Annotated in this window: 24 protein-coding genes; 14 read left to right on the forward strand and 10 right to left on the reverse strand. The window is 59.1% G+C overall.

Annotated features, from left to right (window positions below):
* The first annotated feature begins 13 nt into the window (after positions 1 to 13).
* From ACR0L1_RS10900 to ACR0L1_RS10945, 10 genes are all read left to right on the forward strand, one after another.
* Positions 14 to 1,159, forward strand: coding sequence for a TRAP transporter substrate-binding protein (locus ACR0L1_RS10900; RefSeq protein ID WP_170356149.1), 1,146 nt, complete (start codon positions 14 to 16; stop codon positions 1,157 to 1,159).
* Between the two features lie 112 nt (positions 1,160 to 1,271).
* Positions 1,272 to 1,784: a TRAP transporter small permease gene (locus tag ACR0L1_RS10905; protein ID WP_170771932.1), complete on the forward strand. Its 513-nt coding sequence runs from the start codon at positions 1,272 to 1,274 to the stop codon at positions 1,782 to 1,784.
* An 11-nt stretch (positions 1,785 to 1,795) separates the two neighbouring features.
* A complete protein-coding gene (locus ACR0L1_RS10910) occupies positions 1,796 to 3,124 on the forward strand; it encodes a TRAP transporter large permease (protein WP_170771930.1) in 1,329 nt (442 codons plus the stop codon).
* 12 nt (positions 3,125 to 3,136) lie between these two features.
* Positions 3,137 to 4,444 (forward strand): histidinol dehydrogenase, encoded by a 1,308-nt coding sequence (hisD, locus tag ACR0L1_RS10915; RefSeq protein WP_480503882.1) that lies wholly within the window; start codon positions 3,137 to 3,139, stop codon positions 4,442 to 4,444.
* Positions 4,437 to 5,198 (forward strand): SDR family NAD(P)-dependent oxidoreductase, encoded by a 762-nt coding sequence (locus ACR0L1_RS10920; RefSeq protein ID WP_480858985.1) that lies wholly within the window; start codon positions 4,437 to 4,439, stop codon positions 5,196 to 5,198. The genes hisD and ACR0L1_RS10920 overlap by 8 nt, the downstream gene beginning before the upstream one ends.
* Positions 5,195 to 6,175, forward strand: coding sequence for an alcohol dehydrogenase catalytic domain-containing protein (locus ACR0L1_RS10925; RefSeq protein ID WP_480858792.1), 981 nt, complete (start codon positions 5,195 to 5,197; stop codon positions 6,173 to 6,175). Before ACR0L1_RS10920 ends, ACR0L1_RS10925 begins: the two co-directional genes overlap by 4 nt.
* Positions 6,176 to 6,198: 23 nt before the next feature.
* Positions 6,199 to 6,609, forward strand: a complete 411-nt coding sequence (locus ACR0L1_RS10930) for a universal stress protein (protein ID WP_170771922.1) — start codon at positions 6,199 to 6,201, stop codon at positions 6,607 to 6,609.
* Between the two features lie 50 nt (positions 6,610 to 6,659).
* Positions 6,660 to 7,166 carry a sulfopyruvate decarboxylase subunit alpha gene (gene comD / locus ACR0L1_RS10935; RefSeq protein ID WP_170771920.1) on the forward strand — a complete coding sequence of 169 codons (507 nt, stop codon included), beginning with the start codon at positions 6,660 to 6,662 and terminating at the stop codon, positions 7,164 to 7,166.
* Complete coding sequence (gene comE, locus ACR0L1_RS10940; protein WP_170771917.1) at positions 7,163 to 7,717, forward strand: sulfopyruvate decarboxylase subunit beta; 555 nt, start codon at positions 7,163 to 7,165, stop codon at positions 7,715 to 7,717. The genes comD and comE overlap by 4 nt, the downstream gene beginning before the upstream one ends.
* Complete coding sequence (locus ACR0L1_RS10945; protein WP_170789290.1) at positions 7,717 to 8,814, forward strand: alpha-hydroxy acid oxidase; 1,098 nt, start codon at positions 7,717 to 7,719, stop codon at positions 8,812 to 8,814. Before comE ends, ACR0L1_RS10945 begins: the two co-directional genes overlap by 1 nt.
* Positions 8,815 to 8,859: 45 nt before the next feature.
* Here the strand turns inward: ACR0L1_RS10945 and ACR0L1_RS10950 are convergent, their stop codons facing one another.
* Positions 8,860 to 9,570, reverse strand: a complete 711-nt coding sequence (locus tag ACR0L1_RS10950; RefSeq protein WP_480858795.1) for a glutathione S-transferase family protein — start codon at positions 9,568 to 9,570, stop codon at positions 8,860 to 8,862.
* A complete protein-coding gene (locus tag ACR0L1_RS10955; protein ID WP_480858797.1) occupies positions 9,567 to 10,739 on the reverse strand; it encodes a CaiB/BaiF CoA transferase family protein in 1,173 nt (390 codons plus the stop codon). The genes ACR0L1_RS10950 and ACR0L1_RS10955 overlap by 4 nt, the downstream gene beginning before the upstream one ends.
* 320 nt (positions 10,740 to 11,059) lie before the next feature.
* Here ACR0L1_RS10955 and ACR0L1_RS10960 point away from each other — a divergent pair, with 320 nt between their 5' ends.
* Genes ACR0L1_RS10960 through ACR0L1_RS10970 form a run of 3 tightly spaced genes read left to right on the forward strand, consistent with a single transcriptional unit; the run spans position 11,060 to position 13,476 of the window.
* Positions 11,060 to 11,887 (forward strand): ABC transporter substrate-binding protein, encoded by an 828-nt coding sequence (locus tag ACR0L1_RS10960; protein ID WP_480503887.1) that lies wholly within the window; start codon positions 11,060 to 11,062, stop codon positions 11,885 to 11,887.
* On the forward strand, positions 11,888 to 12,748 hold the full coding sequence (locus ACR0L1_RS10965) for an amino acid ABC transporter permease (protein WP_170771907.1): 861 nt from the start codon (positions 11,888 to 11,890) through the stop codon (positions 12,746 to 12,748).
* Positions 12,745 to 13,476 (forward strand): amino acid ABC transporter ATP-binding protein, encoded by a 732-nt coding sequence (locus ACR0L1_RS10970; RefSeq protein ID WP_170771905.1) that lies wholly within the window; start codon positions 12,745 to 12,747, stop codon positions 13,474 to 13,476. The genes ACR0L1_RS10965 and ACR0L1_RS10970 overlap by 4 nt, the downstream gene beginning before the upstream one ends.
* Before the next feature lie 82 nt (positions 13,477 to 13,558).
* Here the strand turns inward: ACR0L1_RS10970 and ACR0L1_RS10975 are convergent, their stop codons facing one another.
* From ACR0L1_RS10975 to ACR0L1_RS10985, 3 genes are all read right to left on the reverse strand, one after another.
* Positions 13,559 to 14,197, reverse strand: a complete 639-nt coding sequence (locus ACR0L1_RS10975; RefSeq protein ID WP_170789294.1) for an RES family NAD+ phosphorylase — start codon at positions 14,195 to 14,197, stop codon at positions 13,559 to 13,561.
* Entirely contained in the window at positions 14,197 to 15,024 is an 828-nt protein-coding gene (locus tag ACR0L1_RS10980; RefSeq protein WP_480858801.1) for a hypothetical protein, read from the reverse strand. Before ACR0L1_RS10980 ends, ACR0L1_RS10975 begins: the two co-directional genes overlap by 1 nt.
* A gap of 242 nt (positions 15,025 to 15,266) precedes the next feature.
* A complete protein-coding gene (locus ACR0L1_RS10985) occupies positions 15,267 to 15,968 on the reverse strand; it encodes a Crp/Fnr family transcriptional regulator (protein WP_170783291.1) in 702 nt (233 codons plus the stop codon).
* Positions 15,969 to 16,155: 187 nt separating this feature from the next.
* On the opposite strand from ACR0L1_RS10985, the gene hemA reads away from it, so the two are divergent.
* On the forward strand, positions 16,156 to 17,379 hold the full coding sequence (gene hemA, locus ACR0L1_RS10990; RefSeq protein WP_480858803.1) for a 5-aminolevulinate synthase: 1,224 nt from the start codon (positions 16,156 to 16,158) through the stop codon (positions 17,377 to 17,379).
* Between the two features lie 51 nt (positions 17,380 to 17,430).
* On the opposite strand, the gene ACR0L1_RS10995 is transcribed toward hemA, so the two are convergent.
* Genes ACR0L1_RS10995 through ACR0L1_RS11015 form a run of 5 tightly spaced genes read right to left on the reverse strand, consistent with a single transcriptional unit; the run spans position 17,431 to position 22,377 of the window.
* Entirely contained in the window at positions 17,431 to 17,718 is a 288-nt protein-coding gene (locus ACR0L1_RS10995) for a cytochrome C oxidase subunit IV family protein (RefSeq protein WP_480858805.1), read from the reverse strand.
* Between the two features lie 5 nt (positions 17,719 to 17,723).
* Positions 17,724 to 18,272 (reverse strand): cytochrome c oxidase subunit 3, encoded by a 549-nt coding sequence (locus ACR0L1_RS11000; protein WP_480858807.1) that lies wholly within the window; start codon positions 18,270 to 18,272, stop codon positions 17,724 to 17,726.
* Positions 18,269 to 20,185 carry a nitric oxide reductase activation protein NorD gene (locus ACR0L1_RS11005; RefSeq protein ID WP_480858809.1) on the reverse strand — a complete coding sequence of 639 codons (1,917 nt, stop codon included), beginning with the start codon at positions 20,183 to 20,185 and terminating at the stop codon, positions 18,269 to 18,271. Before ACR0L1_RS11005 ends, ACR0L1_RS11000 begins: the two co-directional genes overlap by 4 nt.
* A 9-nt stretch (positions 20,186 to 20,194) precedes the next feature.
* The gene (locus ACR0L1_RS11010; protein WP_480858811.1) at positions 20,195 to 21,010 is read right to left on the reverse strand and encodes an AAA family ATPase; all 816 of its coding nucleotides are present in this window, start codon (positions 21,008 to 21,010) and stop codon (positions 20,195 to 20,197) included.
* The gene (locus ACR0L1_RS11015) at positions 21,010 to 22,377 is read right to left on the reverse strand and encodes a cbb3-type cytochrome c oxidase subunit I (protein ID WP_480503894.1); all 1,368 of its coding nucleotides are present in this window, start codon (positions 22,375 to 22,377) and stop codon (positions 21,010 to 21,012) included. The genes ACR0L1_RS11010 and ACR0L1_RS11015 overlap by 1 nt, the downstream gene beginning before the upstream one ends.
* Positions 22,378 to 22,381: the final 4 nt, after the last annotated feature.

Consider the following 22,381-nt stretch of genomic DNA (forward strand, 5'->3'; position numbering starts at 1 on the left):
GGGAGGGCAAACAATGAACAAGGATAAACTGGAACTGGCGTCGGCCGAGCGCCGCAATTTCCTGAAACTCAGTGCCACGGGCGCATTCACGGCAGCCTTGGTCGCCGGGGCCGGTGGGGTGTTGTGGTCGACCGAAGCTGCGGCTCAGACTGCCAAGGAGGAAAGCGAGCGCGAAAAGGCAGCCGACCACGTGATGACCATCGCCACGGCCTATGTGCTGGGCGCATCGCGCAGCTATCCAATCATGCAACTGGACCTGAAGGAAAACATCCAGAACGCTACAAACGGCAAGGTCTATGTGAAACTGGCCCCCGGCGGGCAGTTGGGAGCGGGCGGATCGCTGGTGCAGAAGGTTCAGGGTGGTACAATTCAGGCCGCCCAGCACTCGCTGTCGAACTTTGCACCGTTTGCCTCGACCGTAGACCTGATCAACATGCCTTATCTGTGCGGCTCGAACCAGAAATTCACCAACCTCGTGACCTCGGATACTTGGAAGAACGAGGTGCATCCCAAGGTCGAGGCCGCCGGCTTCAAGGCTCTGTTCTACGTTGTGATCGACCCGCGCGTGGTTGCGGTGCGTCAGGGTGGCAATGCGATCATCACGCCGGGTGACATGAGCGGTGTGAAGTTCCGCGTTCCGGGCTCGAAGATGCTGCAGCAATATTACCGTATGGCGGGCGCAAACCCGACGCCGGTTGCCTGGGGTGAGACCCCCTCGGCCATCAAGCAAGGCGTGGCGGATGCGCTGGACCCGTCAGTGGGCGCACTGTTCGTGTTCGGCTTCAAGGATATCCTCAGCCATGTGACCTTCACGCAGGCGGTGCCGGACAGTCAGGTCTATTCCTGTAATCTGGAGTGGTTCAACTCGATGCCGCCTGACGTACAGGAGGGCATCATGTGGGGTGCCGAAATGACCGCGCATCAGAACCTGGCCAAAGTGCCCTCGGCCCGCGCCTACGCCATGGCCGAGCTGAACAAGGCGGGGGTCGAGTTCCACTCGCTCAGTTCCGATCAACTGGCCGAATGGGAAAGTGTCGGCGGCTATCAAAACGCCGAATGGGATCCGTTTAAGACCGAGCTTGCCGGGTCGATGGACGCGTTCGAAAAGCTGGTCGAGGCCGCTGGCACGCAGGGCAAATACTACGTCCACGACGCTTAACAGACAGGCGGCGGGCGCAGCGAGTGAGCCCGCGATCTTCCAAAGCGGCCGGACCTGAAGCAGGCCCGCCACAGAAGGCTATGGCCCGGTTGCTCTTTTGCCGAGGGAACAGATGACCCTACTTCAAAACATAGACCGCAACGCCGAGCGCTGGCTGCTGCTGGTGTTCTACGTGATGCTGGTCATCACCATGGCCATCGAGGTTCTTCGGCGTGAGATTTTCGCTTTCTCGTCGATCTGGGGCGAAGAGATCGTCCGCTATTCTTTCATCTACCTTGCCTGGATCGGAGCAGCAGCAGCCGTAAAGGAACGCGCCCATATCCGCATCGACGTGATCATGCACTACCTCGGGCCGCGTCCCAAGGCGCTGCTGTATATCTTTGGCGATCTGGTTATGTTCGGCGTGGCGGTCATCGCGCTCTACTGGTCGTATGAGGCGGTGCATGTTTCGGCCAAGTTCGGGTCGGTGACGGACGGGCTGCGGGTATCGAAGGTGTGGTTCCTGATGGCCGTACCTACCGGTTTTGGGTTGATGATCTGGCGGCTGATCCAGTCGCTGATGCGCGACATTAAATGCCTGAGGGACGGCACGCCCGTCTTTGAAGGCGACAAGCTGTTTGACTGAGGGGACACGTAATGCTTTGGGGTTCTCTTAATCAAACCGTTGAACTTGGGTGGGATTTCTACCTACCTGTGATCCTGTTCGTTGGTCTGATTGCCTTGGCTGTGCCCGTCTGGGCGGCCATCGGCACTGCCGCCATCGTGATGCTGGTCATGTCCGGCGACCTGCCGTTGAGCCTTGTGGGCGAAAGTCTGTTCACTGGCATCGACGCCTTTGCTCTGACCGCCGTACCGCTGTTCATCCTAACCGGGGACGTGCTGGTACGCACGGGGTTGTCGCGAAAGTTTCTGGACGTGGCCGAGGCGTTGACTTGCTTCGCCAAGGGTGGTTTTGGCTCGGCCACTGTTCTGGTCTGCGGCATGTTCGCGGCGATCTCGGGCTCGGACGCGGCGGGCGCTGCTGCGGTGGGCCGAATGACGATCAATCGGCTGGTCGAAAGCGGTTATCCCCGCCCCTATGCCTGTGCGCTGGTCGCGGCTGGGGCCTGTACCGGCATCCTGATCCCGCCCTCGATCGCCTATATCATCATCGGTCTTGTGCTGGGTATTTCGGCCTCGACCCTGTTTCTGGCCGCCCTCATCCCCGGATTGGCCATTCTTGTCTCGATCCTTGTAACCAACATCATCATGAACCGCATCTACGCCTATGAGGGCGGCGGCATGATGACCATGGGTGAATGGCTGGCCAATCTGGGCAAGGCGCTGAAATCCGGCTGGTACGCGTTCATTGTGCCGGGGATCATCTTCTACGGCATCTTCTCGGGCCGCCTGACGCCCACCGAGGCCGGTGCGACCGCTGTCGTCGTCACCATAATCATGGGCTTCATCCTGCGGACGCTGACGTTGGCTGATTTCCCGTCGATGCTGGTCAGTTCCGCCAAGGTGAACGGGGTGATCCTGCCGATCATCGCCTTCTCAGCTCCACTGGCCGAGGCACTGGCGATCATGGGCGTACCGCAGGGGTTCGTGACGGCCGTCACCTCGCTGACCGATGACCCCTATCTGCTGATCCTGCTGATGATCGGTATCCTCATCGCGGCAGGCTGCGTGATGGAGACGACGCCGAATATCGTGATCCTCGCCCCGATCCTGAAACCTCTGGCAGACAATATCGGGATGAACGAGATTCAGTTCTGCATCATGATGATCACCGCATTGGGCGTGGGCTTTATCACCCCGCCGTTGGGTCTGAACCTGTTCGTTGTTTCCGGGATAACCGGAGAATCAATTCTAAAAATCGCGGCGCGCGCCGTGCCCTTTGTTTTGACCATGCTGATCGTGGTAATCCTGATCGCCTATGTACCGGCGGTGTCGACGACATTGCTTCCTGCCATCTACCAATAGGACCTGCTGACCATGCCCCGTGACTATCTGAAAAAGGCGACATTGACGGCGCAATCTCATGCGTCCGAAGTGCACGACACGGTCAAGACGATCCTTGCCGAAATCGAGGCGGGTGGTGATGCCAAGGCGCTGGAATACGCCGCCAAGTTCGACAAGTTCGAAGGCAATGTGCTGATGACACCGGCCGAGATTGACGCCGCCATTGCATTGGTGCCCGAGAAGCTGAAGGCCGACATCCGCTTCGCCCATGACAACGTGCGCCGATTTGCCGAGGCCCAGAAAGCGACCGTGTCGGACGTCGAGGTTGAGATCGTACCAGGCGTGACCGCAGGCCAAAAGGCGATCCCGGTGGACGCGGCAGGCTGCTACGTCCCCGGCGGGCGCTACAGCCACATCGCCAGCGCAATCATGACCGTGACCACAGCCAAGGTGGCTGGATGTCGTCATATCACTGCTTGTTCGCCCCCGCGTCCCGGTGAAGGTGTGGCCCCAGCCATTGTCTATGCCGCCCATATCTGCGGTGCCGATAGCATCTTGGCCATGGGCGGGGTACAGGGCGTGGCCGCGATGACCTATGGCCTGTTCGGCCTGCCGCGCGCGAATATCCTTGTGGGCCCGGGCAATCAGTTCGTAGCCGAGGCCAAGCGCATCCTCTATGGCAAGGTCGGCATCGACATGATCGCAGGGCCGACAGACAGTCTGATCCTTGCCGACAGCAGCGCCGACGCGCATGTGGTGGCAACCGATTTGGTCAGTCAGGCCGAGCACGGCTACAACTCACCCGTTTGGCTGGTGACGGATGACCGGGCTTTGGCGGAAAAGGTGATGGAGCTGGTGCCCGCCCTGATCGAAGACCTACCCGAGTTGAACCGCGAGAATGCCTCGGCCGCGTGGCGCGACTATGCCGAGGTGATCCTGTGCGGCGACCGAGAGGAAATGGCCGCCTGTTCCGACTCTTACGCGCCCGAACACCTGACCGTACAGGCCGAGGATCTGGAGTGGTGGCTGGATCGGCTGACTTGCTACGGCTCGCTGTTTTTGGGTGAGGAAACGACAGTGTCCTATGGCGACAAGGCCACCGGCACCAATCACGTCCTGCCGACTTCCGGCGCGGCCAGCTATACCGGCGGGCTGAGCGTTCACAAATATATGAAGATCGTCACATGGCAGCGGGCGACCCGCGAAGGGTCGAAGCCCATCGCCATTGCGACTGCGCGGATTTCAAGACTGGAAGGCATGGAAGGCCACGCCCGCGCTGCCGATGTTCGGCTGGCGAAATACTTCCCCGATGAACAGTTCGACCTGTCCGCAGATGGATGACCCGCGCGCGCTTTTTGACCTGACCGGTCGGGTTGCGTGTGTCACCGGCGCCAGTTCCGGCCTTGGGCGGCAAGCGGCCAAGGTTCTGGCAGCCGCCGGAGCAAGGGTCGTGGCTGTAGCCCGTCGACACGATGCTTTGGCCGGGCTGGTCGCCGAGATTGGTAACAGCGCGGCCATGGTCGCCGCCGACATCGCGGATAGGGACCAGATCGAAGCGGTGGCGCAAGATATCTCGAACCCTTTCGGACCGCCGGATATTCTGATTCACGCCGCTGGAATCAACACCCGCGAAGCGGCAGATGACGTGACCGGCCAGGGTTGGGATGCAACGCTGGCCCTGAATCTGAGTGCACCGTTTTTCCTGAGCCAAGCGCTGGTGCCTGCCATGAAAGACAAGGGCTGGGGCCGCATCGTCACGTTTGCATCCCTGCAAACCACCCGCGCCTTTCCCGGCGGTATCGCGTATGGCGCGACCAAGGCCGGGATCGGCCAGTTGACCCGCGCCATGGCCGAGGCCTGGTCGCCCCACGGTATCACCGCCAACGCCATCGGGCCGGGGTTTTTTCCGACCGAATTGACACAAGCCGTGTTCGACGACGCCAAACGGGCCGAGCGCAACGCCGCCCAGACCTGTATCGGGCGCAACGGACGGATGGAGGATATCAACGGGCCGATCCTTTTCTTATGCTCAAAGGCCTCGGACTATGTCACAGGGCAGGTCCTGATGGTTGACGGGGGGTTCACCGCAAAATGAAAGCACTGGTGTATGAAGGCGTGGAACATGTGGCCTATCGGGATATGCCCGACGCGGCGCCGCAGGATGCCGAACATCTGATCCGGGTCGAGGCGGCGGGGATCTGCGGCTCGGACATGCACGCCTATCTGGGGCACGATGCGCGACGTCCTGCGCCGCTGATCCTTGGGCACGAAGCTGCCGGGGTAATCGTGGGCGGCCCACGCGATGGGGACAGGGTGACTATCAACCCTCTGGTCCACTGCGGCACCTGCACGGCCTGCCAATCGGGCCGGGTCAATATCTGCCCCAACCGCCAGATCATCTCGATGCCGCCCCGCGAAGGGGCCTTTGCGCAATACGTCGCCATGCCGGACCGCAATCTGGTGACGGTGCCTGACGACGTGCCGCTGGCCAAAGCAGCATTGGCCGAACCGCTGGCAGTAAGCTGGCACACGGCCCGGCTAGGGCTGGAGGCGCTGCATCCCGCGATGGATCGGCGCGCCTTGGTCATCGGCGGTGGCGCCATCGGGTTGGCCGCAGCGCTGGCGCTGAAGGCAATGGGTGTCAGCGATGTCACCATCACGGAACCCAACGACGCCAGACGCACCTATGTGGCGAGTATTTGCCCCTTCAACCTGCGAGCTGAAACAACCGAGACGTTCCCACTGGTCATCGACGCGGTAGGCTTCGCAGCGACGCGCCAGGCTGCCTCGGCCCTAGTCGAACCGGGGGGTGTGATCGCTCATGTCGGCCTGGGCGACGGGGGCGACGGGTTGGACATACGCCGTATGACCTTGCAGGAAATCACATTTATCGGCACCTATACCTATACGGTCGAGGATTTCCGCCAAACCGCAAGTGCCATTTTTGATGGCAGGCTGGGCGCACTGGACTGGATCGAAATGCGGCCCCTGTCCGAAGGTGCCGATGCGTTCCGTCAGTTGCGCAACGGATCGGTGGCCGTGCCCAAGATCATCCTCACGCCGTGGGATTAGGCCCGGCAGAAACGGAGGCATTCATGTATCAGAAAATTCTTGTGCCCATGGCGCTGGATCACGACATTTCACCCCACACACTGCAGGTGGCCCGCGCATTGGCCGCCGATGACTGCGAGATCGTGGCCTTGCATGTCTATGAGATGCCGCAGGGTTCGGTCAGTGCGTATCTGGACAAGGATGTGGTAGATGAAGGCTTTCGCGCCGCGCTGAATTTGCTGCGCGACAAGGTCTCGGGGCTCGAGGGCGTGAGGCCGGAAATCATCAAAGGCCACACCGCGCGTACCATCATTGATTTCGCCAATGAACACAGCTTTGACTGCATTGTCATCGGATCGCACAAACCGGGGCTTAGCGACTATTTCCTTGGCTCAACGGCGTCACGTGTCGTGCGCCATGCAGGCTGTGCAGTGCATGTGCATCGCCGAACCTAAACAGCTCATCGCGCTGGCAAAGCGCCCAATACAGGACGGACACACAAGATATGAACATAGATAAGAAGATCACGGATGACCTGGTGGCCAACGATATCTCGTTCGTCACCACCGTTCCGTGCAAGCAACTGGCCGGAGTTATTGCCGAGATTGACGCCCATGACAGCATCTACCACATCCCTTCTAACAAGGAAGATGAGGGCATGGGCCTGTGCGCGGGCGCATGGATGGGTGGCAAGCGTCCTGCGATCATCATGCAGAACACCGCGATCGGGGTAACGATCAATACGCTGGCCACGCTAATCCAGTACTACCGGATGCCCTTGCCCATGCTGATCTCGTACCGGGGCGAGCTGCGCGAACCCATCGCCTGTCAGGTGGAAATGGCCGTGCACACCAAGGCGCTGCTGGCACAGTTGAATATCCCGACCTATCACTTTCACAATCAGGCGGATGTCGAGGAACTGGATGCGATCCTGAAATACACCTTCATGTGCAACAAACCGGTCGCCATTCTGACCGACGCCAATTTCTGGGGAGGCTACGGCGACCAATGATCCGTTCTGACGTTTTGAAAGAAATCGCTCCGATCCTGCGTGATCAGCTTGTGGTCTGCAATATCGGTATTCCCAGTCAGGAATTGCACGCCATCGACGATCAACCCAGCAATTTCTACATGCTGGGGACAATGGGTCTGGCCTCAAGCATCGGCCTGGGCCTGGCGTTGTCGCAGCCCAAACCGGTGATAGTCATCGACGGTGATGGCTCGGTCCTGACCAATCTGGGCACTTTGCCGACCATCGCCAACAACGTAGCCGACAATTACATCCTGCTAATCGTCGACAACGGCTCTTACGGCTCGACCGGCGATCAACCGACCTACGCGGGACAGAAAACCTCGCTGACGAAAATGGCCGAGGCGGCAGGCTGCGAGCGCGTGATCGAGTGTCAGGCCGAAGACACCGGCCGGGTGCTGCAAGAGGCGCTGGATGCCAAACAGATGACCATCATCGTGTGTAAATGCGAAAGCGGAAACGCCAAGATGCCGCCGATCACGATGGACCCAGTCGTCATCCGCGACCGCTTTATGAAAGCCGTGATGGCCTGATGCTAGCCACCATCCACAGTGCCGAAGATGCCCGTCGTCTGGCGCGGCGGCGTCTTCCGTGGATGGTGTTCGACTACATAGATGGCGCAGCCGGTACCGGACAAGGTGCGATACGCAATCGCGCGGCACTGGACGCCATGACCCTGTGTCCACGGGTATTGCGAGATGTCAGCGAGCGGACGTTGGAAACGCGACTTTTTGGCAAGCCCGCGCAGCGCCCCTTTGGCATTGCACCGATGGGCATGTGCAACCTGTCCGCGCCCGGTGCCGATCTGATGCTGGCACGGTTGGCGGCGCGTTATGCCATACCTCTGGGTGTATCGACCGTCGCCTCGACCCCTATGGAGAAGCTGATCGAGATTGCCGAAGGGCACGCCTGGTTTCAGCTTTATTTTAGCGGAGACGGCGCGGGAACGTTCAAGCTGGTCGATCGCGCAAAATCAGCCGGGTACAAGACCCTTGTGCTGACCGTCGATGTCCCCGAAGTGGGTCGCCGACCGCGCGAACTGCGCCACGGGTTCAAGATGCCCTTCCGCATCGGTCCACAGCAGTTTCTGGACTTTGCGATGCATCCTCGCTGGTCCTTGGCCACATTGCGGTCGGGAAAGCCTCAGATGGCCAATTTCCTGATGGAAGGTTACGAGTTCGACCGTACCGAAAGCCGGGCCAAAGCCACGTGGGAAACGCTGGCCCGCCTGCGTGACCAATGGGACGGAAACTTGGTGCTGAAGGGTATTTTACACCCCGAAGACACGCTGGCGGCAAAATCCGCCGGAGCCGATGCGGTTCAGGTGTCCAGCCACGGCGCACGACAGTTGGACAGCGCCCCAGCCGCCTTTGACGCCTTGCGCCTGATACGAGATGCCGTTGGGCCGGAATTTCCGCTGTTTTACGACAGCGGGCTACGCTCGGGTGAAGACGCAGTCAAGGCTATGATTTCCGGCGCCAATTTTGTGTTCTTCGGCCGGGTCATGCAATACGCAATCGCCGCCGCTGGCGAGGCTGGGCTGCATCAGCTCTGGGACGTCTTGAGCGATGAATTCAGCATCACAATGGCTCAGATCGGGGCCACTTCCATCGACGATCTAAACCCCTGACCATTTGGCTGAACTCTTCTGCCCAGGCTTTTTGACCACCAATTTCTAGGTTGGCTTCGTGGGTTCGGTCATCAGATGTGCAGCGGACTGGTTGAACAGGGTGGCGTGTTGCTTGGCCGTGGCCTTGCCCGAGAACTGAGCGTCCTTGTGCAGGTTGATCGCGTCGATCACCGCCGGGCGCGCTTTGATACGCTGACGCCAAGCGGCCACATTGGGGAATCCGTCCAGTGAAACCCCCAAGGGTTTCGCAATAAAGGCCCAAGGGAAACACATCATGTCCACGATGGAATAGCGATCCAGCATATAATCCCGACCCTCCAGCCAGGTTTCCATCACCGCCAGCGCGCGCTCGAATTCGCCTTTGTAGCGTTTATGGGCATAGGGCTGATCTTCGGGGCTGTAATTCACGAAGTGACTCAGCTGCCCACCCATCGGGCCTTGGTTGGCGGCCTGCCAGAACAACCACTCGTTAAAGGCTATCCGTTCGGCCGGGGTTTGCGGCCCGAACTGTCCCGTCCGCTCAGCCAGATAGAGCAGAATTGCGCCGCTCTCGAATACGGTTTGCGGCCCATCAGGCGCGTCGTGATCGACAATTGCGGGCATTTTCGCGTTGGGGCTGATGGCGCGGAAGGCAGGCGTGAACTGGTCTCCGGCGCGCAGATTCATTAGGACGGTGCGATGCTCCAACCCCGTTTCGCCCAGCATGATCGCCACTTTCCAACCATTCGGAGTAGGAGAATAGTAAAAGTCGATCATGAGGCGTCTCCTGACTGCGCCTCCGCGCGCACTGCGTCTGTATGTTCGCCCAGCTCTGGCGCCGGGCGCAGATCGGTTGCGGGCGTGCCGTGAAATACGGCGGCAGGGCGGGTTTGACGCAATCGGCCCGCCGCGGGATGGTCATATTCCACGATCATCCCGTTGGCGTGCAATTGTGGATGTTGGCGCATCTCTTGCCGGGTCAGAACAGGTGCACAGGGCACCCCGGCCTTTTCCAGTTCGGCCAACAGGGTGTCACGGTCGATTTCCTGCACGATAGTCTGGGTCAGCTCCAGCCGGGCATGGCGGTTGATGTCGCGCAATTCGGGGGTCTTGAACCGTTCATCTTCCAGAACATCGAGGCGACCCGTGGCGTGGGCCAGCGCCTCCCAATGCTTGTTGAGCATGACCGAGATGCTGAGATACCCACCCTTCACCTTGTAGATCAGGTCGTGGAAAGACTGGCTTTCCTCTTTCTCCATCTCATCGCCAACAAATGTGTGGCCGTTCATATCCGAGGCCCAAAGGAAAGCTGTCACCGTGTCCAGCATCGACAGGGTCACTTTCTGCCCCTGCCCCGTGCGTTCGCGTGCGAACAACGCAGCGGTGACCGCCTGGCTCGCTTGCACCGCCGTCAACTTGTCGGGCAGAATGGTGCGCACCAGACGCGGGCGTTCCTCGTCCGAACCGGCCTGTACCGTGGTCAAGGCCGACAAAGCCTGAATCAGCGGGTCATATACCGGTTTATTCGCCAAGGGACCGTCGAACCCGAAGCCCGAAATCGACATATAGACCAGACGCGGATTCAGAGCGCTTAACACCTCATAGCTCAGGCCCAAACGATCCACGACACCGGGGCGGAAATTCTGGATGAACACATCTGCGGTTTTGACCAGAGACTTGATCATCTCGATATCGTCAGGGTTCTTCAGATCCGCCACTACCGAGCGCTTGTTGCGGTTGTTATTGAGGTATGAGGCCGAATGCCCACCCCGCCGCGTGGCCACATGGCGGGTAAAATCGCCTTCGGCGCGCTCGATCTTGATGACATCTGCGCCCTGATCCGCAAGGATCATCGTGCTCATCGGGCCCGAGACCACAGCCGTCAGATCCACCACCCGGACGCCCGACAGCGGCCCGTTGCGCCGAAGGTTTTCGCTTTGTGTCATCTCCAGATCCTTTTGATCCCCGTGCCGATGCTAACTCCGGCACCGGCCAGAACGTAGAGCAAAAAGCTGGGGTGTCGTCGTCCAATATGCAAGCACCCGCTGCATTTGCACCAGTTTTGTGGACTAAATACTCACCTATGAGGCCGTTTTCTGAAAACGCCTTGGCAACTCATCATGTTACAAGCCTCAGGCGTTCTTCGGGCATCCCTGCGCAGCGCTTCATCTGTTGCGTTCGCGCTGCAAATGTCTTGACGGCCGCTGCACTAGACAAAGCCTTTTACCTGTAGGAACCTGTAGCCAAACAGAAAACAGGGAGACATTTGATGAAACTGCTTTCCAGCACAGCTTTGGCTTTGATGGTCTCTGCGACGGTGGCGTATGCCGCAGGCGGTGGTGCCTGTGCCATGGACAAAACACTTGTGGAAGGAACGCTGACCATCGCCACTGGGAACCCGGCCTATTATCCTTGGGTGATGGATGACGCGCCCGAAAGCGGTCAGGGGTTCGAAGCGGCTGTTGCTTATGCCATCGCTGATAAAATGGGTTTCAGCTCGGATGATGTCACCTGGGTCCGCACCAGCTTCGATGAGGCGATTCAACCTGGCGCGAAGAACTTTGACTTCAACATGCAGCAATACTCGATCACCGCCGAGCGCGAGGAAATGGTCGATTTCAGCCTGCCATACTACGCCTCGGCCATGGCGGTTCTGACAACTCAAAATGTGGTCGACAACGGCGCCCAAGCAACATTGGACAGCCTCAAGGGTTTGAAATGGGGTGCCGTGGCCACCACGACTGCGCTGCCGATCCTCAATGACCTGATCCAACCTGCCAGCGATCCGCTGCTTTACAATGACAATGCCGATGTGAATGCCGCCATTATGGCGGGCCAGATCGACGCCGCACTGTATGATCTGCCCACGGCACTTTATCTGTCGGCCGTGGTGGTGGAAGGCGGCGCGCTCTTGGGTCAGTTCCCGCCGGACAAGTCGGAAAACCCCGATCAGTTCGGACTTCTGATGGAGGAAGGGAACCCGTTGAAGGAATGCGTCGACGCGGCGATATCTGAACTAACGGAAAGCGGCGAGCTTGCCGCCATCGAGGCCCAATGGCTGGCCGAGGCCACGGGTGTTCCGGTCATCGAATAAATGAGCGAAACATCGGTGCAGAACAAGGCGACCGAGCGCTCTGGCTCGGCGCCCACGCGGCGTGAGGTCTATGAGGCCGGGATTCGGCGGCGCTCGAACCGAATCGCGTTGACTTCAACGGCTATCGTGGTGCTGGCCATTGTGGTGCTAGTGCCGCTTGCCCCCGGCTGGGATGCTGTACAGCGCGCCTTTTTCAACGGTCGGGTCTTTGCGGCGACGTTTCCGGGCCTGCTCGAGGCCTTTCTGCTGAACGTGATGATTTTTGCGTGGTCCGCGCCGCTTATTGCCATCACCGGCCTTGCCATTGCGCTGTGTCGTGACACTCGCGCGCCGGCGCTGTTTCCGCTTCGGCTGTTCGGGATTGCGTATACGGATATCTTCCGTGGCCTGCCGGTGGTTCTCGTCATCTATATCATTGGCTTCGGGGTGCCCGGCCTTGGCCTACCGAGACCCTGGAACAGCCCCTATATCTGGGGCACCTTGGCGCTGGTGCTGGTCTACTCGGCTTATGTGGCTGAAGTTATCCGTTCCGGCATCGACTCGATCCATCAGTCACAACGATCCGCCGCAGCCTCCTTGGGTCTGAGCGATCAGGACACCATGCGTTTTGTGGTCTTGCCGCAGGCTATCCGCAACGTTGTTCCTGCCAATATGAACCTCTTCATTGCCTTGCAGAAGGACGTGGCGCTTTTGTCTTTCATCGGTCCGGTCGAGATTTTTCGTCAGGCCGGGGTCTACAAGTCGCTTTACGCGAATTTTACGCCCTATGTCGGTGCCGCGCTCATCTTCCTAGCCCTGACCATCCCTGCCACACGATATGCAGATTATCTGATGAACAAGCAGAACCGGGCGCGCACATGACGACGAAACTATCCTTGCGAGGGGTACGCAAACGGTTTGGCGATCACGAAGTCTGCAAAGGCATTGATCTGGACGTGGCCGAGGGCGAGATGGTCTGTCTGATCGGGGCGTCCGGGTCTGGCAAGTCGACGCTCTTGCGCTGCATGAACCTGCTGGAACCGATTGACGATGGCGCGATTTGGCTGGACGGCGCGGACATATCCGAGCCGGGGCTGGACCCACAGCCTGTGCGCCAGCAAATCGGCATTGTATTTCAAAGCTACAACCTCTTTCCCCACATGACCGCAGCCGAGAACGTGATGCTGGCCCCGCGTCGTGTACGTGGTTTGAGCCGGCAAGACCTGCTTCCAAGGGTAACGCAGCTTTTTGCCCGCTTCGGGTTGGGCGAACGGATGGGGCACTATCCAGATCAGCTTTCAGGTGGCCAACAGCAACGGGTGGCGATCATCCGAGCGTTGGCGATGGAGCCCCAGATCATGCTCTTTGACGAGATAACAAGCGCGCTTGATCCCGAACTTGTGGGCGAGGTGCTGGATGTGCTGCGCGATCTGCGACAGCAGGGCATGACCATGGTGCTGGCAACCCATGAGATGGGTTTTGCTCGAGAACTGGCTGACAAGGTCTGCTTTCTGGATGCAGGTCGTATTCTGGAACAAGGCCCGCCCGAGGTACTTTTTGCTGCGCCGCAAGAAGAACGCACCAAGGCCTTTCTTGCGCGGGTCCTCTGACCATATTGGTCCCGCCCAGTGGGCGTCCGCAACATCCTGTGCTGCATCGTTTCCACCTTTAATGTTGCGCGCAGGCATCTTGTTATGGGTTGATCAAAGCAACTTGGTACTTGTCGAGAATTTCCGCCAGTTCAGCACCGTAAGAGAACAGGGGTTCGCTGCGGACTGATCGGACTTTGGTCATCCCACGTTCAAATACTGCCACATTAGACTGTTCATTCAGGCGGGATGAAAAAATGATCCCGTCGGGCTGATCTTTATGTTCATGAATGGCCAGTGACCAAATCTGTCCCAATTCATGAGACTGTGCCCGGACCGCATCTGTCGGGATCCGATAAGACAGGGTGCCTGACCCACGGAGGTCCAAAAGTTTCAAAGGTTCTGTGGTGGCGATTTGAACTATCGACCATCCTTGCAGATACTTTCGAGAGATGGGGATACCTTCCTTGCCGGCGCCCAGCCCGCTGTCGCGTATGATGGCTTCTAAAACGCAAGTTTCGACACTCGTCCCGAAATAAACAGTCGCGTACGTATCGGCAGTGCCGCTACCAATCCTGGGATCTGAGAAACGGCTTGGAGCGGGGCGAAACCCCAACGGGTTTGGATATCGTGTCTGAAACGCGCGAAAATGCGGCGCCTGGTCAAGGTCAACAAGATTGAGATCGCGCGCGTGGAATGCCTCGGTCGGCAGGAATTCATCAGGAAACAGACTGTCTGGCATTAAGTTGTGCTACCGCCAAGTACACCATCTATATGCGCCAGAACTTTTGAGGCTTCTCCACGGCGAAGTTTTTCGTAGACGGGCTCTCCTTGCGCATCCGGAAAAGTTTCGGTCAGCATCCGATAGGCCGTCCAGGCGTCACCGTCCAAACGATCAATGACCTCGCTTAGTCCCTCAATTGTTTCTCCGGTCGGCAAGATTTGCCACTCGGGATATTTGAGCGTCTTCGGCCCCCCGCGCAAAGCAAGAAGCTGTCCCGATTTGCGGCGCTTGTCGATTGCTTGGCGTGTAACACCAATGAGATCTGCCAATTGAGGTGTGGTCAGCATCTCATCACCAGCAAGCACAGCTTTGCTCGCGGCAACGCCGCGTCGTTCAGCGGCGCGCAGTGCCTTCTCAAGCGGGCTATTGACCACGGAACCTGTCGACTTTGAAACTTCGACAAACTTTGCCAAAGTATATGATTTTTCGCGCCGACCGCCTCGGGCGTGTTTACCCTTCGAACCCTTCTTGACACCTGCCGTAAGCGTCTTTGCGGCGGGGATATCGGTATGAATCCTGACACTTCCCTGAACATACTCAACGTTACTGACGGCATGCTCCACGCCATAGAAGGCCTTTTGCGTACTAGGGTTGCCTGTCTGCGGAATGCTCGGCTCGGAACTATGAACAAAGGCCACAACCTCCTCTTCGCCCAGGTTGGACAACATGGTCCTCAAAGCGGCCCCGAGATCGGCATCACTTGCATTCATATCGAACGATGACACCTCAACCCCACCGGGCATCGCGGCGGAAGTTCCTGTTTTCATGTTTGTTTTTCGGGTCATATCGGAAACCGTTTTTGTGAAAGCGTGAGAAGCGATCAGTCCGCACTAGACTTCAACGGACACTGCTACGCTCTGCCAATATGGTATCAATTGACCATTTTGTCAACTTGAGCAACCTAGTCAACTTTGCCAACCTAACTAAAGCACACGGAAGAATCCCAGTATGAAACTGACAACTCGCTGAAATGAATTATGAAATGCCTCAAATACGCCACCTCAGCGGACGATTGAGTGCACCTTAGCTACCACGATTTCCCACTAGGAGATTCATCTTCAACATAGCTACGGAGCGCGTCGATATCCGAAATCTCGGCATGGTTTCGATTGATATTCACACCAACTGTTTTGAGCCTGGAAAACGCTCGGCTTAGGCTTTCGGGTTTCATTCCCAAACGACCGGCAATAAGCATCTTGTCGTAAGGTAGCGACACGTCGCAACGACCTTCGTCGCTGTCGCAAAGGTTCAACAAAAACTCGGCGACCCGCTGAGCGCCCGTTTGCGCCTTGAGCTGCTCTAGTTGAGCGACCAACGAATGCAAATGGGTAAACGTGGACGCCAGGATTGATATTCCTATTTCGGGGTCCTCTTTCATCAACGAGATCAGGATCGGGCTGGGGATATGCATCAATTCGCAAGCCGATACCGCTTCGGCTGATACCGGATACGGTACGTTTCGCAGGGCCACAGCCTCGCCAAAACTGTCGCCGCGCTTGAAAACACTGACGACAGCTTCTGCGCCGGTCGGTGTAATGCGAAACAGTTTAATCCACCCCGCCAGTACAACGTGAACAGCCTTCGCAGTTTCTTCCTGAAGGAAAATTGTCTCGCCACGATCATATTGCCGCCATATCGCATGGCTCAACAGCGTCTCGACGTGCTGATCCGGCAAACTGCGCAGCAAAATCGACTGACGTGCGATCGCTTTTTGTGCTTCATGAGGCAAGAATACTCTCCCGGTGTCTTTTAAGCCGCCGAAAAACCACCGTCCGGGCAGACTGTCTTTAAGTTATGTCAAACCCGCAGCGTTCGCATCAATCTTTTGATGCCGAGTCAACTTGACAATAGTCATGTCGAAAGCTGCACGCCTGGCTTACCCTTGGTGCAACGCCAGCAATCCGGGGGAGCACGAAATGGACTACGAGCGATTTTTTACCCAGCGCCTTAATGCCCTTCGGGACGAAGGAAACTATCGTGTATTCATAGACCTGCAACGACGCTGCGGGTTTTTTCCCAATGCAAGGCAAACCGATGGCACCGCAGAACGAGATGTGCGCATCTGGTGTTCCAACGACTATCTGGGCATGGGTCAGCACCCCGCTGTCATTGCCGCCATGCATGACGCGCTGGATCGCTGCGGCGCAGGTGCGGGCGGCACGCGCAATATTTCGGGCACCACCCATGACCACGTGCTGCTTGAGGCTGAACTGGCCGACTTGCATGGCAAAGAGGCCGCGCTGCTGTTCACCTCGGGCTATGTGTCGAACTGGGCGGCGTTGGGGACGCTGGCGGCAAAAATTCCAGACCTGATCGTTTTCTCTGATGCGCTGAACCATGCCTCGATGATCGAAGGCATCCGCCACTCACGGGCACAGAAGGTGATCTGGGCCCATAACGACCTTGCAGATCTTGAGGCCAAGCTGGCCGCAGCCGACCCCGACGCGCCCAAGATGATCGCCTTTGAATCGGTCTATTCCATGGATGGCGATATCGCGCCCATCGCTGAGATTTGCGATCTGGCCGATAAATACGGCGCGATGACCTATTTGGACGAGGTTCACGCTGTCGGCCTGTATGGCCCCCGCGGCGGCGGGATTGCCGAACGCGAAGGGCTGATGGATCGCCTGACCGTGATCGAGGGCACGCTGGGCAAGGCGTTTGGCGTGGTGGGCGGCTATATCGCGGCCTCAGCTGCGCTTTGTGATTTCGTGCGCAGCTTTGCCAGCGGGTTCATCTTTACCACAGCGCTGCCACCTTCTGTTGCGGCAGGCGCTGCGGCCTCGATCCGACATCTGAAACAGTCGAACGTAGAGCGCGACCTGCAAAAAGCCCGCGTGGCGCAGGTGCGCGCGCGGCTAGATGCCCAAGGCATTCCACATCTGCCCAACCCCAGCCATATCATCCCGGTCATGGTGGGCGATCCTGTGAAGTGCAAATTCATCTCGGACACACTGCTGGAGGAGTTCGGCATCTATATACAGCCGATCAACTACCCCACCGTCCCCAAAGGAACCGAGCGTCTGCGGATCACGCCCTCGCCCGTGCATGACGAGGCTGATATCGACCATCTGGTGAATGCTCTGTCGATCCTTTGGCAGCGTTGCCAGATCGCGCGGATGCCGATGGCAGCTCAATAACCAAAGCGGCCCCCCGCTTGAAAGGCCGTCGCCCCTTGGGGTGGCGGTTTTTCAAATCAGGTAGAGGCCAAACACCACCGCTGCAAAGCAGATCAGACCAAAGCTGAAGCCGCGCAACCACGCGGGGCTGTGAGCAAGGTCAAGATAGCGGGCCAGGATGAGGCGCGATTTGATCAGCGCCAGCAACAGGATCGCCGCGGCCAGTGCCGATCTGGGGATGGGCAACAAGATCAGCAGGGCCGACGCAACGCTCAGCGCCAGCAAGGCCACCCAAGCGCGTGTGAGCGGGGTCAGGAGCCTCCGGCGGCCGTATTTGGAACAAGAAGAAGGTGCGGACATCGCCCTTATCCCAAAAGGTAGATGACAGGGAACAGCATGATCCAGACCAGATCGACCATGTGCCAGAACTGGGCGCCAGCCTCGATGTTGCGGGGATGGTCGCGCCAGGCGACCAGCAGAAGCACACCCACACCGGCCAGCACATGCGCCGCGTGAAAGCCGGTCAGCAGGTAGTAGAAGAGGAAGAACGGGTGGGTTGCGAACGTGATGCCTTGCGCGGATTTGTCCACGTATTCGATCCCCTTGATGATCAAAAAGACAACTCCCAGAAGGGCCGCGCCGATCAGGCTGAACCGCGCAGCTTTGCGACGCACAGCCTGCCGCCAATGCAGTGCCATTGCCGCCAGATACCCTGACGTCACCAGAACTGCGGTATTCAGGGCGGCTCCGGCTCGGTGCAGATGCGACTGCGCCTCGGCAAAGCCTGTCGGGTCGGTCAGGCGCACGCCCATGAACGCGATTAGGCCCGCGCCGAAAACCAGCAGTTCCGAGATGATCAATACCCACATCAGCAACTCGCCCGGAAGTTCGTCGATCAGAGAGCTGTCGCTCATGCGCCGACCAATTGGCGGTAGATCTGCGGCAGCGCCATGGTCAGGCGGTGCGGGTCGGGGATGACGGCGAAACCACCCTGGCCAAACATGCGCGGGAACCAGCTTTTGCCGGTTTTGTCGATGGTAACGCCAAAAACCGATTGCCCGGCGCGGCGCGCTTCGCGCACGGCCATACTGGTGTCTTCGATGCCGTGGCGGCCTTCGTAGTGGTCCAGATCGTTGGGTTTGCCGTCGGTGATGACCAACAGCAAGCGGCGTTTTCGGGATTGCGCCGCCAGATCGGCCGAGCAATGGCGGATCGCGGCCCCAAGCCTCGTGTAGTGACCTGGACGCAGCGAGGCGATGCGTTGTTCGACGGTGCCGCCCATTGGTTCATCGAACCGCTTGCAGCGTTGCACATAGACGCGCTGGCGTTTCAGCGAACTGAAGGCGTGGATGGCGAAATCGTCGCCGCAGGCATTCAGGCCCCAGGCGAGTGCGGCCAACGCCTCGCGTTCGATGTCGATTACCGCGCGACCAGTGACAGCACTTTCGGTCGAGCGGCTGACATCCAGCAGGATCGAGACCGCCAGATCGCGTGCCTCGGGGCGGGATTGCATCCAGATACGTTCATTGCCTTCGCCGCTGGCGAAGCGGTCCGTTTCAGCGCGCACGGCAGCTTCGATATCCAACTGATCGCCATCAAGATGGCCGCGCGTCATGACGCGGCCGGGACGCAGGGCCTCGAACTGACGTTTGACCGCGCGGATGCGGCGGGCGGTGGCGGGGTCTTTGCCAAACTCGGCGGCGTCTTCGCGGATATCGGCGTCGGACAGTAGGACGTTGACATGGTCGGGCAGGTACTGGCCGGTGCGCACGTCCCATTCCGGATAGAGGATGCGGCCCGACAGGCGTTCGCGGTTCACATCCTCGGGTGCCAGATCCAGATGCAGTTTCAGCTTGGTGGGCGGGGCCTTGGAAATCTGACCCAGCCCGATCTCTTCCTGATCATCCGCGGCCTTTTTGGCGTTATCGGGGTCGTCATCGTCGATGCGCCGGTTGATGTTCAGGAACTCGGCCCAGCTGAGGATGGCTTCGAACTTATGCAGGATGAAACTGTCACTGCGGTTCGCCTGATCCGATTTGCGACGGCGAGAGCGGTGGGTTTTTTCGCCGGATTCCTCGGGTTCACCTTCAGTGTCGGGGTTCTCGACCTCATTGTGTTCGGAAAAGCCGACGGTGCGTAGCTCTGGCCACAGGGGCACCGGGCGAAAGCGTTGATAGCCGCGCGGGGCCTCAGCCTGAAGGTCCAGATAGGCGCGGGCCCGGTCGGACAGCGGATCGGGATCGCCAAGCATGTTTCGGATGATGCTTTCAACCGCCGCTTCGGCAGGGGGCAGATCGGGGACGCTGCGTAGATGCTGCAAACCCTTGCACAGCTCGGCATATAGCGGGCGCAGGCCGGGGGCATCTTCCAGGGTGTCCCTGACCATCTGCCGGGCCGCAGCCAGCGCGCGCAGATCAGCGCGCAGCAGGTCGGTTTCGTCTGTGCGGGTTCCGGCATGGGCCGCAGCGGCGGCCAGCCAGACATAAAGCGCACCATTGGCCTCGCGCAGCGGATAGACCGCTAGTCGGTCGGGCAGACGCAGAACCTCTCCGTCGAACGAGGCGCGCGGCATCAGTTCGGCCTCGGTCGCCAGTTTGCGGCGCCAGCTTAGACGGTGGCGTGAAATCTCGGGTGAGACCGGGCGCAATTCAACGCCCGGGCTACCCCCAAGTCCTCGAAAGAGGACGGCCAGCCGCCCCGCGACCTCTGAGAGGTCGACCGCGGCTCCATCATGCACCTTGGGTGCATCGAGGCGGCTGGCAAGGGTGTGCCACAGTTTCCCGATCGTTTCTTCGGGTTCCCATGGCTCAAAATCGATCCTGACCATCGGCCGGCCTCACCCAAAGACAGCCGTGACAAGATCGAGGAGCCCGCGTTTGATGTCCTCGTCATCTGTCAGAGGTTCGATCATTGCGGCAAGGATGGCGCGGTCGGTGGACATGCCCTGTGCGATCAGTGTCGCGGCATAGACGACCAAACGGGTGGAGACGCCTTCCTCAAGGTCCTGACCCTTGAGCCCGCGCAGCTTGTTCGCCAGCCGGATCAGCGGCTTGCAGCGTTCCAGCGACAGGCCACTTTCCTTGGCGACAACTTCGGCCTCCATTTCAGGTGACGGAAAATCGAACTCCAACGAGATAAACCGCTGCCGGGTCGAGGGTTTCAGGGTTTTTAGGATGTTCTGGTATCCGGGGTTGTATGATGCGACCAGCATAAAACCGGGCGCGGCCTCAAGCTCTACGCCGGTGCGGTCGATCGGCAGGATGCGCCGGTCGTCGGTCAGCGGGTGCAGCACGACGGTGACGTCTTTACGGGCTTCGACCACCTCATCGAGGTAGCAGATCGCGCCTTCGCGCACCGCGCGGGTCAGGGGACCGTCGACCCAGACCGTTTCACCGCCTTTCAGCAGATAGCGGCCGATCAAGTCGGCAGCAGCCAGATCGTCATGGCAGGCCACGGTATAAAGCGGGCGGCCAAGCCGAGCGGCCATATGGCCCACAAACCGGGTCTTGCCGCAGCCTGTCGGGCCTTTCAGAAGAAGCGGCAGGTCGTTGTTGTAAGCGGCGCAGAACACATCGCATTCATCGCCTTGGGGCAGGTAGAAGGGGGCGTTTGCCGCCCCCTCACTCAGTTTAATGGAGCCGTCCATATCCATCACTCCGCAGGGGTTTCAGCTGCGCCGGGTTCAATCACCTCTTTCCGGGGGACCCATAGCGAGTAGATGAACAGCAGCGCGCCAAGGACAACGACCACACCAGACCCCAGACGCATCCAGTAGAAGATCGCAATCTGGTCCTGAACATCCATGAAGTAGTCTCCGACCACCCGCTGCATGTGTGTCTGGACGGTGCCACCGAAGGTCAGCACAAAGGTCATGAAGACCATGCCCGAGGACATCAGCCAGAACGATCCCATGTTCAGCACCTGATTATACGGATCGCGGTTTTTCAGGATCGGCATGGCATAGCTGAAGATCGCCAGGTTCAGGCAGACATAGGCGCCATAGAAGGCCAGGTGACCATGGGCCGCGGTGATCTGCGTGCCGTGGGTATAGTAGTTCACCCCGTGCAGCGTATGCAGGAAGCCCCAGACACCGGCACCAAAGAAGGCCAGCGTCGCACAGCCCAGCGACCACAGCAGAGCGGCCTTGTTGGGATGGTCCCGGCGGCCTTTCCAGACCATGACGAAGGCAAAGGCCATCATCGCAAAGAACGGGATCACTTCGAGGCTTGAGAAGATCGACCCGATCCACTGCCAGTAGGCAGGCGTACCGATCCAGTAATAGTGGTGCCCTGTGCCAAGGATGCCAGAGAACAGCGCCGCGGCGACGATGACATAGAGCCATTTCTCGACCACCTCACGGTCCACGCCTGTCAGCTTGAGCATCAGATAGGCCAGGATCGAGGCCATGATCAGCTCCCACACGCCTTCAACCCACAGGTGGACGACATACCACCAGTATTGCTTGTCGAGCGACAGGTTGCCGGGGTTATAAAAGGCAAACAGGAACAGCAGCGCCAGACCCCACAGACCCAACAAAAGGATGTTGGTGATCGCGGTCTTCTTACCCTTCAGAACGGTCATCGACACGTTGTAAAGGAAGATCAGCGCGGCAACGACGATGCCGGCCTTGACCCATTTGGGTTGTTCCAGGAACTCGCGTCCCTCTTTACCCAGCAGCCAGTTGCCTTCGAACAGGTTGAACGTATAGGTCAGCACCACGCCCAGTGTTCCGAGGATCAGGATCGCCAGTTGCGCGTAGGCCAGCGTGGGCGAATGAATTTCGCGTTCCGCCTCTTCGGGGATCAGAAAGTACGCCGCACCAAAGAAGCCGGTAATCAACCAGACGATTAGGGCATTGGTATGCAGCATACGCACGATGTTGAACGGCAACAGATCAGCCAGGAAGTTCGGAAACACATAGATCAGACCGGCCAGCAGGCCGCCGATCACCTGGATCGCGAACAGGCCCATTGCGAATGCGAAATACGCGTAGGCCACTTTTTGGGATTCATATTTCATTGTT

The organism is Ruegeria sp. J8 (genome assembly GCF_056531925.1).

Excerpts from the sequence above, each read along its gene's own strand:
- ACR0L1_RS10900 (WP_170356149.1), top strand. The coding sequence starts at position 14 with ATGAACAAGGATAAACTGGAACTGGCGTCGGCCGAGCGCCGCAATTTC.
- ACR0L1_RS10905 (WP_170771932.1), top strand. The coding sequence starts at position 1,272 with ATGACCCTACTTCAAAACATAGACCGCAACGCCGAGCGCTGGCTGCTG.
- ACR0L1_RS10910 (WP_170771930.1), top strand. The coding sequence starts at position 1,796 with ATGCTTTGGGGTTCTCTTAATCAAACCGTTGAACTTGGGTGGGATTTC.
- hisD (WP_480503882.1), top strand. The coding sequence starts at position 3,137 with ATGCCCCGTGACTATCTGAAAAAGGCGACATTGACGGCGCAATCTCAT.
- ACR0L1_RS10920 (WP_480858985.1), top strand. The coding sequence starts at position 4,437 with ATGGATGACCCGCGCGCGCTTTTTGACCTGACCGGTCGGGTTGCGTGT.
- ACR0L1_RS10925 (WP_480858792.1), top strand. The coding sequence starts at position 5,195 with ATGAAAGCACTGGTGTATGAAGGCGTGGAACATGTGGCCTATCGGGAT.
- ACR0L1_RS10930 (WP_170771922.1), top strand. The coding sequence starts at position 6,199 with ATGTATCAGAAAATTCTTGTGCCCATGGCGCTGGATCACGACATTTCA.
- comD (WP_170771920.1), top strand. The coding sequence starts at position 6,660 with ATGAACATAGATAAGAAGATCACGGATGACCTGGTGGCCAACGATATC.
- comE (WP_170771917.1), top strand. The coding sequence starts at position 7,163 with ATGATCCGTTCTGACGTTTTGAAAGAAATCGCTCCGATCCTGCGTGAT.
- ACR0L1_RS10945 (WP_170789290.1), top strand. The coding sequence starts at position 7,717 with ATGCTAGCCACCATCCACAGTGCCGAAGATGCCCGTCGTCTGGCGCGG.
- ACR0L1_RS10950 (WP_480858795.1), bottom strand. The coding sequence starts at position 9,570 with ATGATCGACTTTTACTATTCTCCTACTCCGAATGGTTGGAAAGTGGCG.
- ACR0L1_RS10955 (WP_480858797.1), bottom strand. The coding sequence starts at position 10,739 with ATGACACAAAGCGAAAACCTTCGGCGCAACGGGCCGCTGTCGGGCGTC.
- ACR0L1_RS10965 (WP_170771907.1), top strand. The coding sequence starts at position 11,888 with ATGAGCGAAACATCGGTGCAGAACAAGGCGACCGAGCGCTCTGGCTCG.
- ACR0L1_RS10970 (WP_170771905.1), top strand. The coding sequence starts at position 12,745 with ATGACGACGAAACTATCCTTGCGAGGGGTACGCAAACGGTTTGGCGAT.
- ACR0L1_RS10975 (WP_170789294.1), bottom strand. The coding sequence starts at position 14,197 with ATGCCAGACAGTCTGTTTCCTGATGAATTCCTGCCGACCGAGGCATTC.
- ACR0L1_RS10980 (WP_480858801.1), bottom strand. The coding sequence starts at position 15,024 with ATGACCCGAAAAACAAACATGAAAACAGGAACTTCCGCCGCGATGCCC.
- hemA (WP_480858803.1), top strand. The coding sequence starts at position 16,156 with ATGGACTACGAGCGATTTTTTACCCAGCGCCTTAATGCCCTTCGGGAC.
- ACR0L1_RS10995 (WP_480858805.1), bottom strand. The coding sequence starts at position 17,718 with ATGTCCGCACCTTCTTCTTGTTCCAAATACGGCCGCCGGAGGCTCCTG.
- ACR0L1_RS11000 (WP_480858807.1), bottom strand. The coding sequence starts at position 18,272 with ATGAGCGACAGCTCTCTGATCGACGAACTTCCGGGCGAGTTGCTGATG.
- ACR0L1_RS11005 (WP_480858809.1), bottom strand. The coding sequence starts at position 20,185 with ATGGTCAGGATCGATTTTGAGCCATGGGAACCCGAAGAAACGATCGGG.
- ACR0L1_RS11010 (WP_480858811.1), bottom strand. The coding sequence starts at position 21,010 with ATGGATATGGACGGCTCCATTAAACTGAGTGAGGGGGCGGCAAACGCC.
- ACR0L1_RS11015 (WP_480503894.1), bottom strand. The coding sequence starts at position 22,377 with ATGAAATATGAATCCCAAAAAGTGGCCTACGCGTATTTCGCATTCGCA.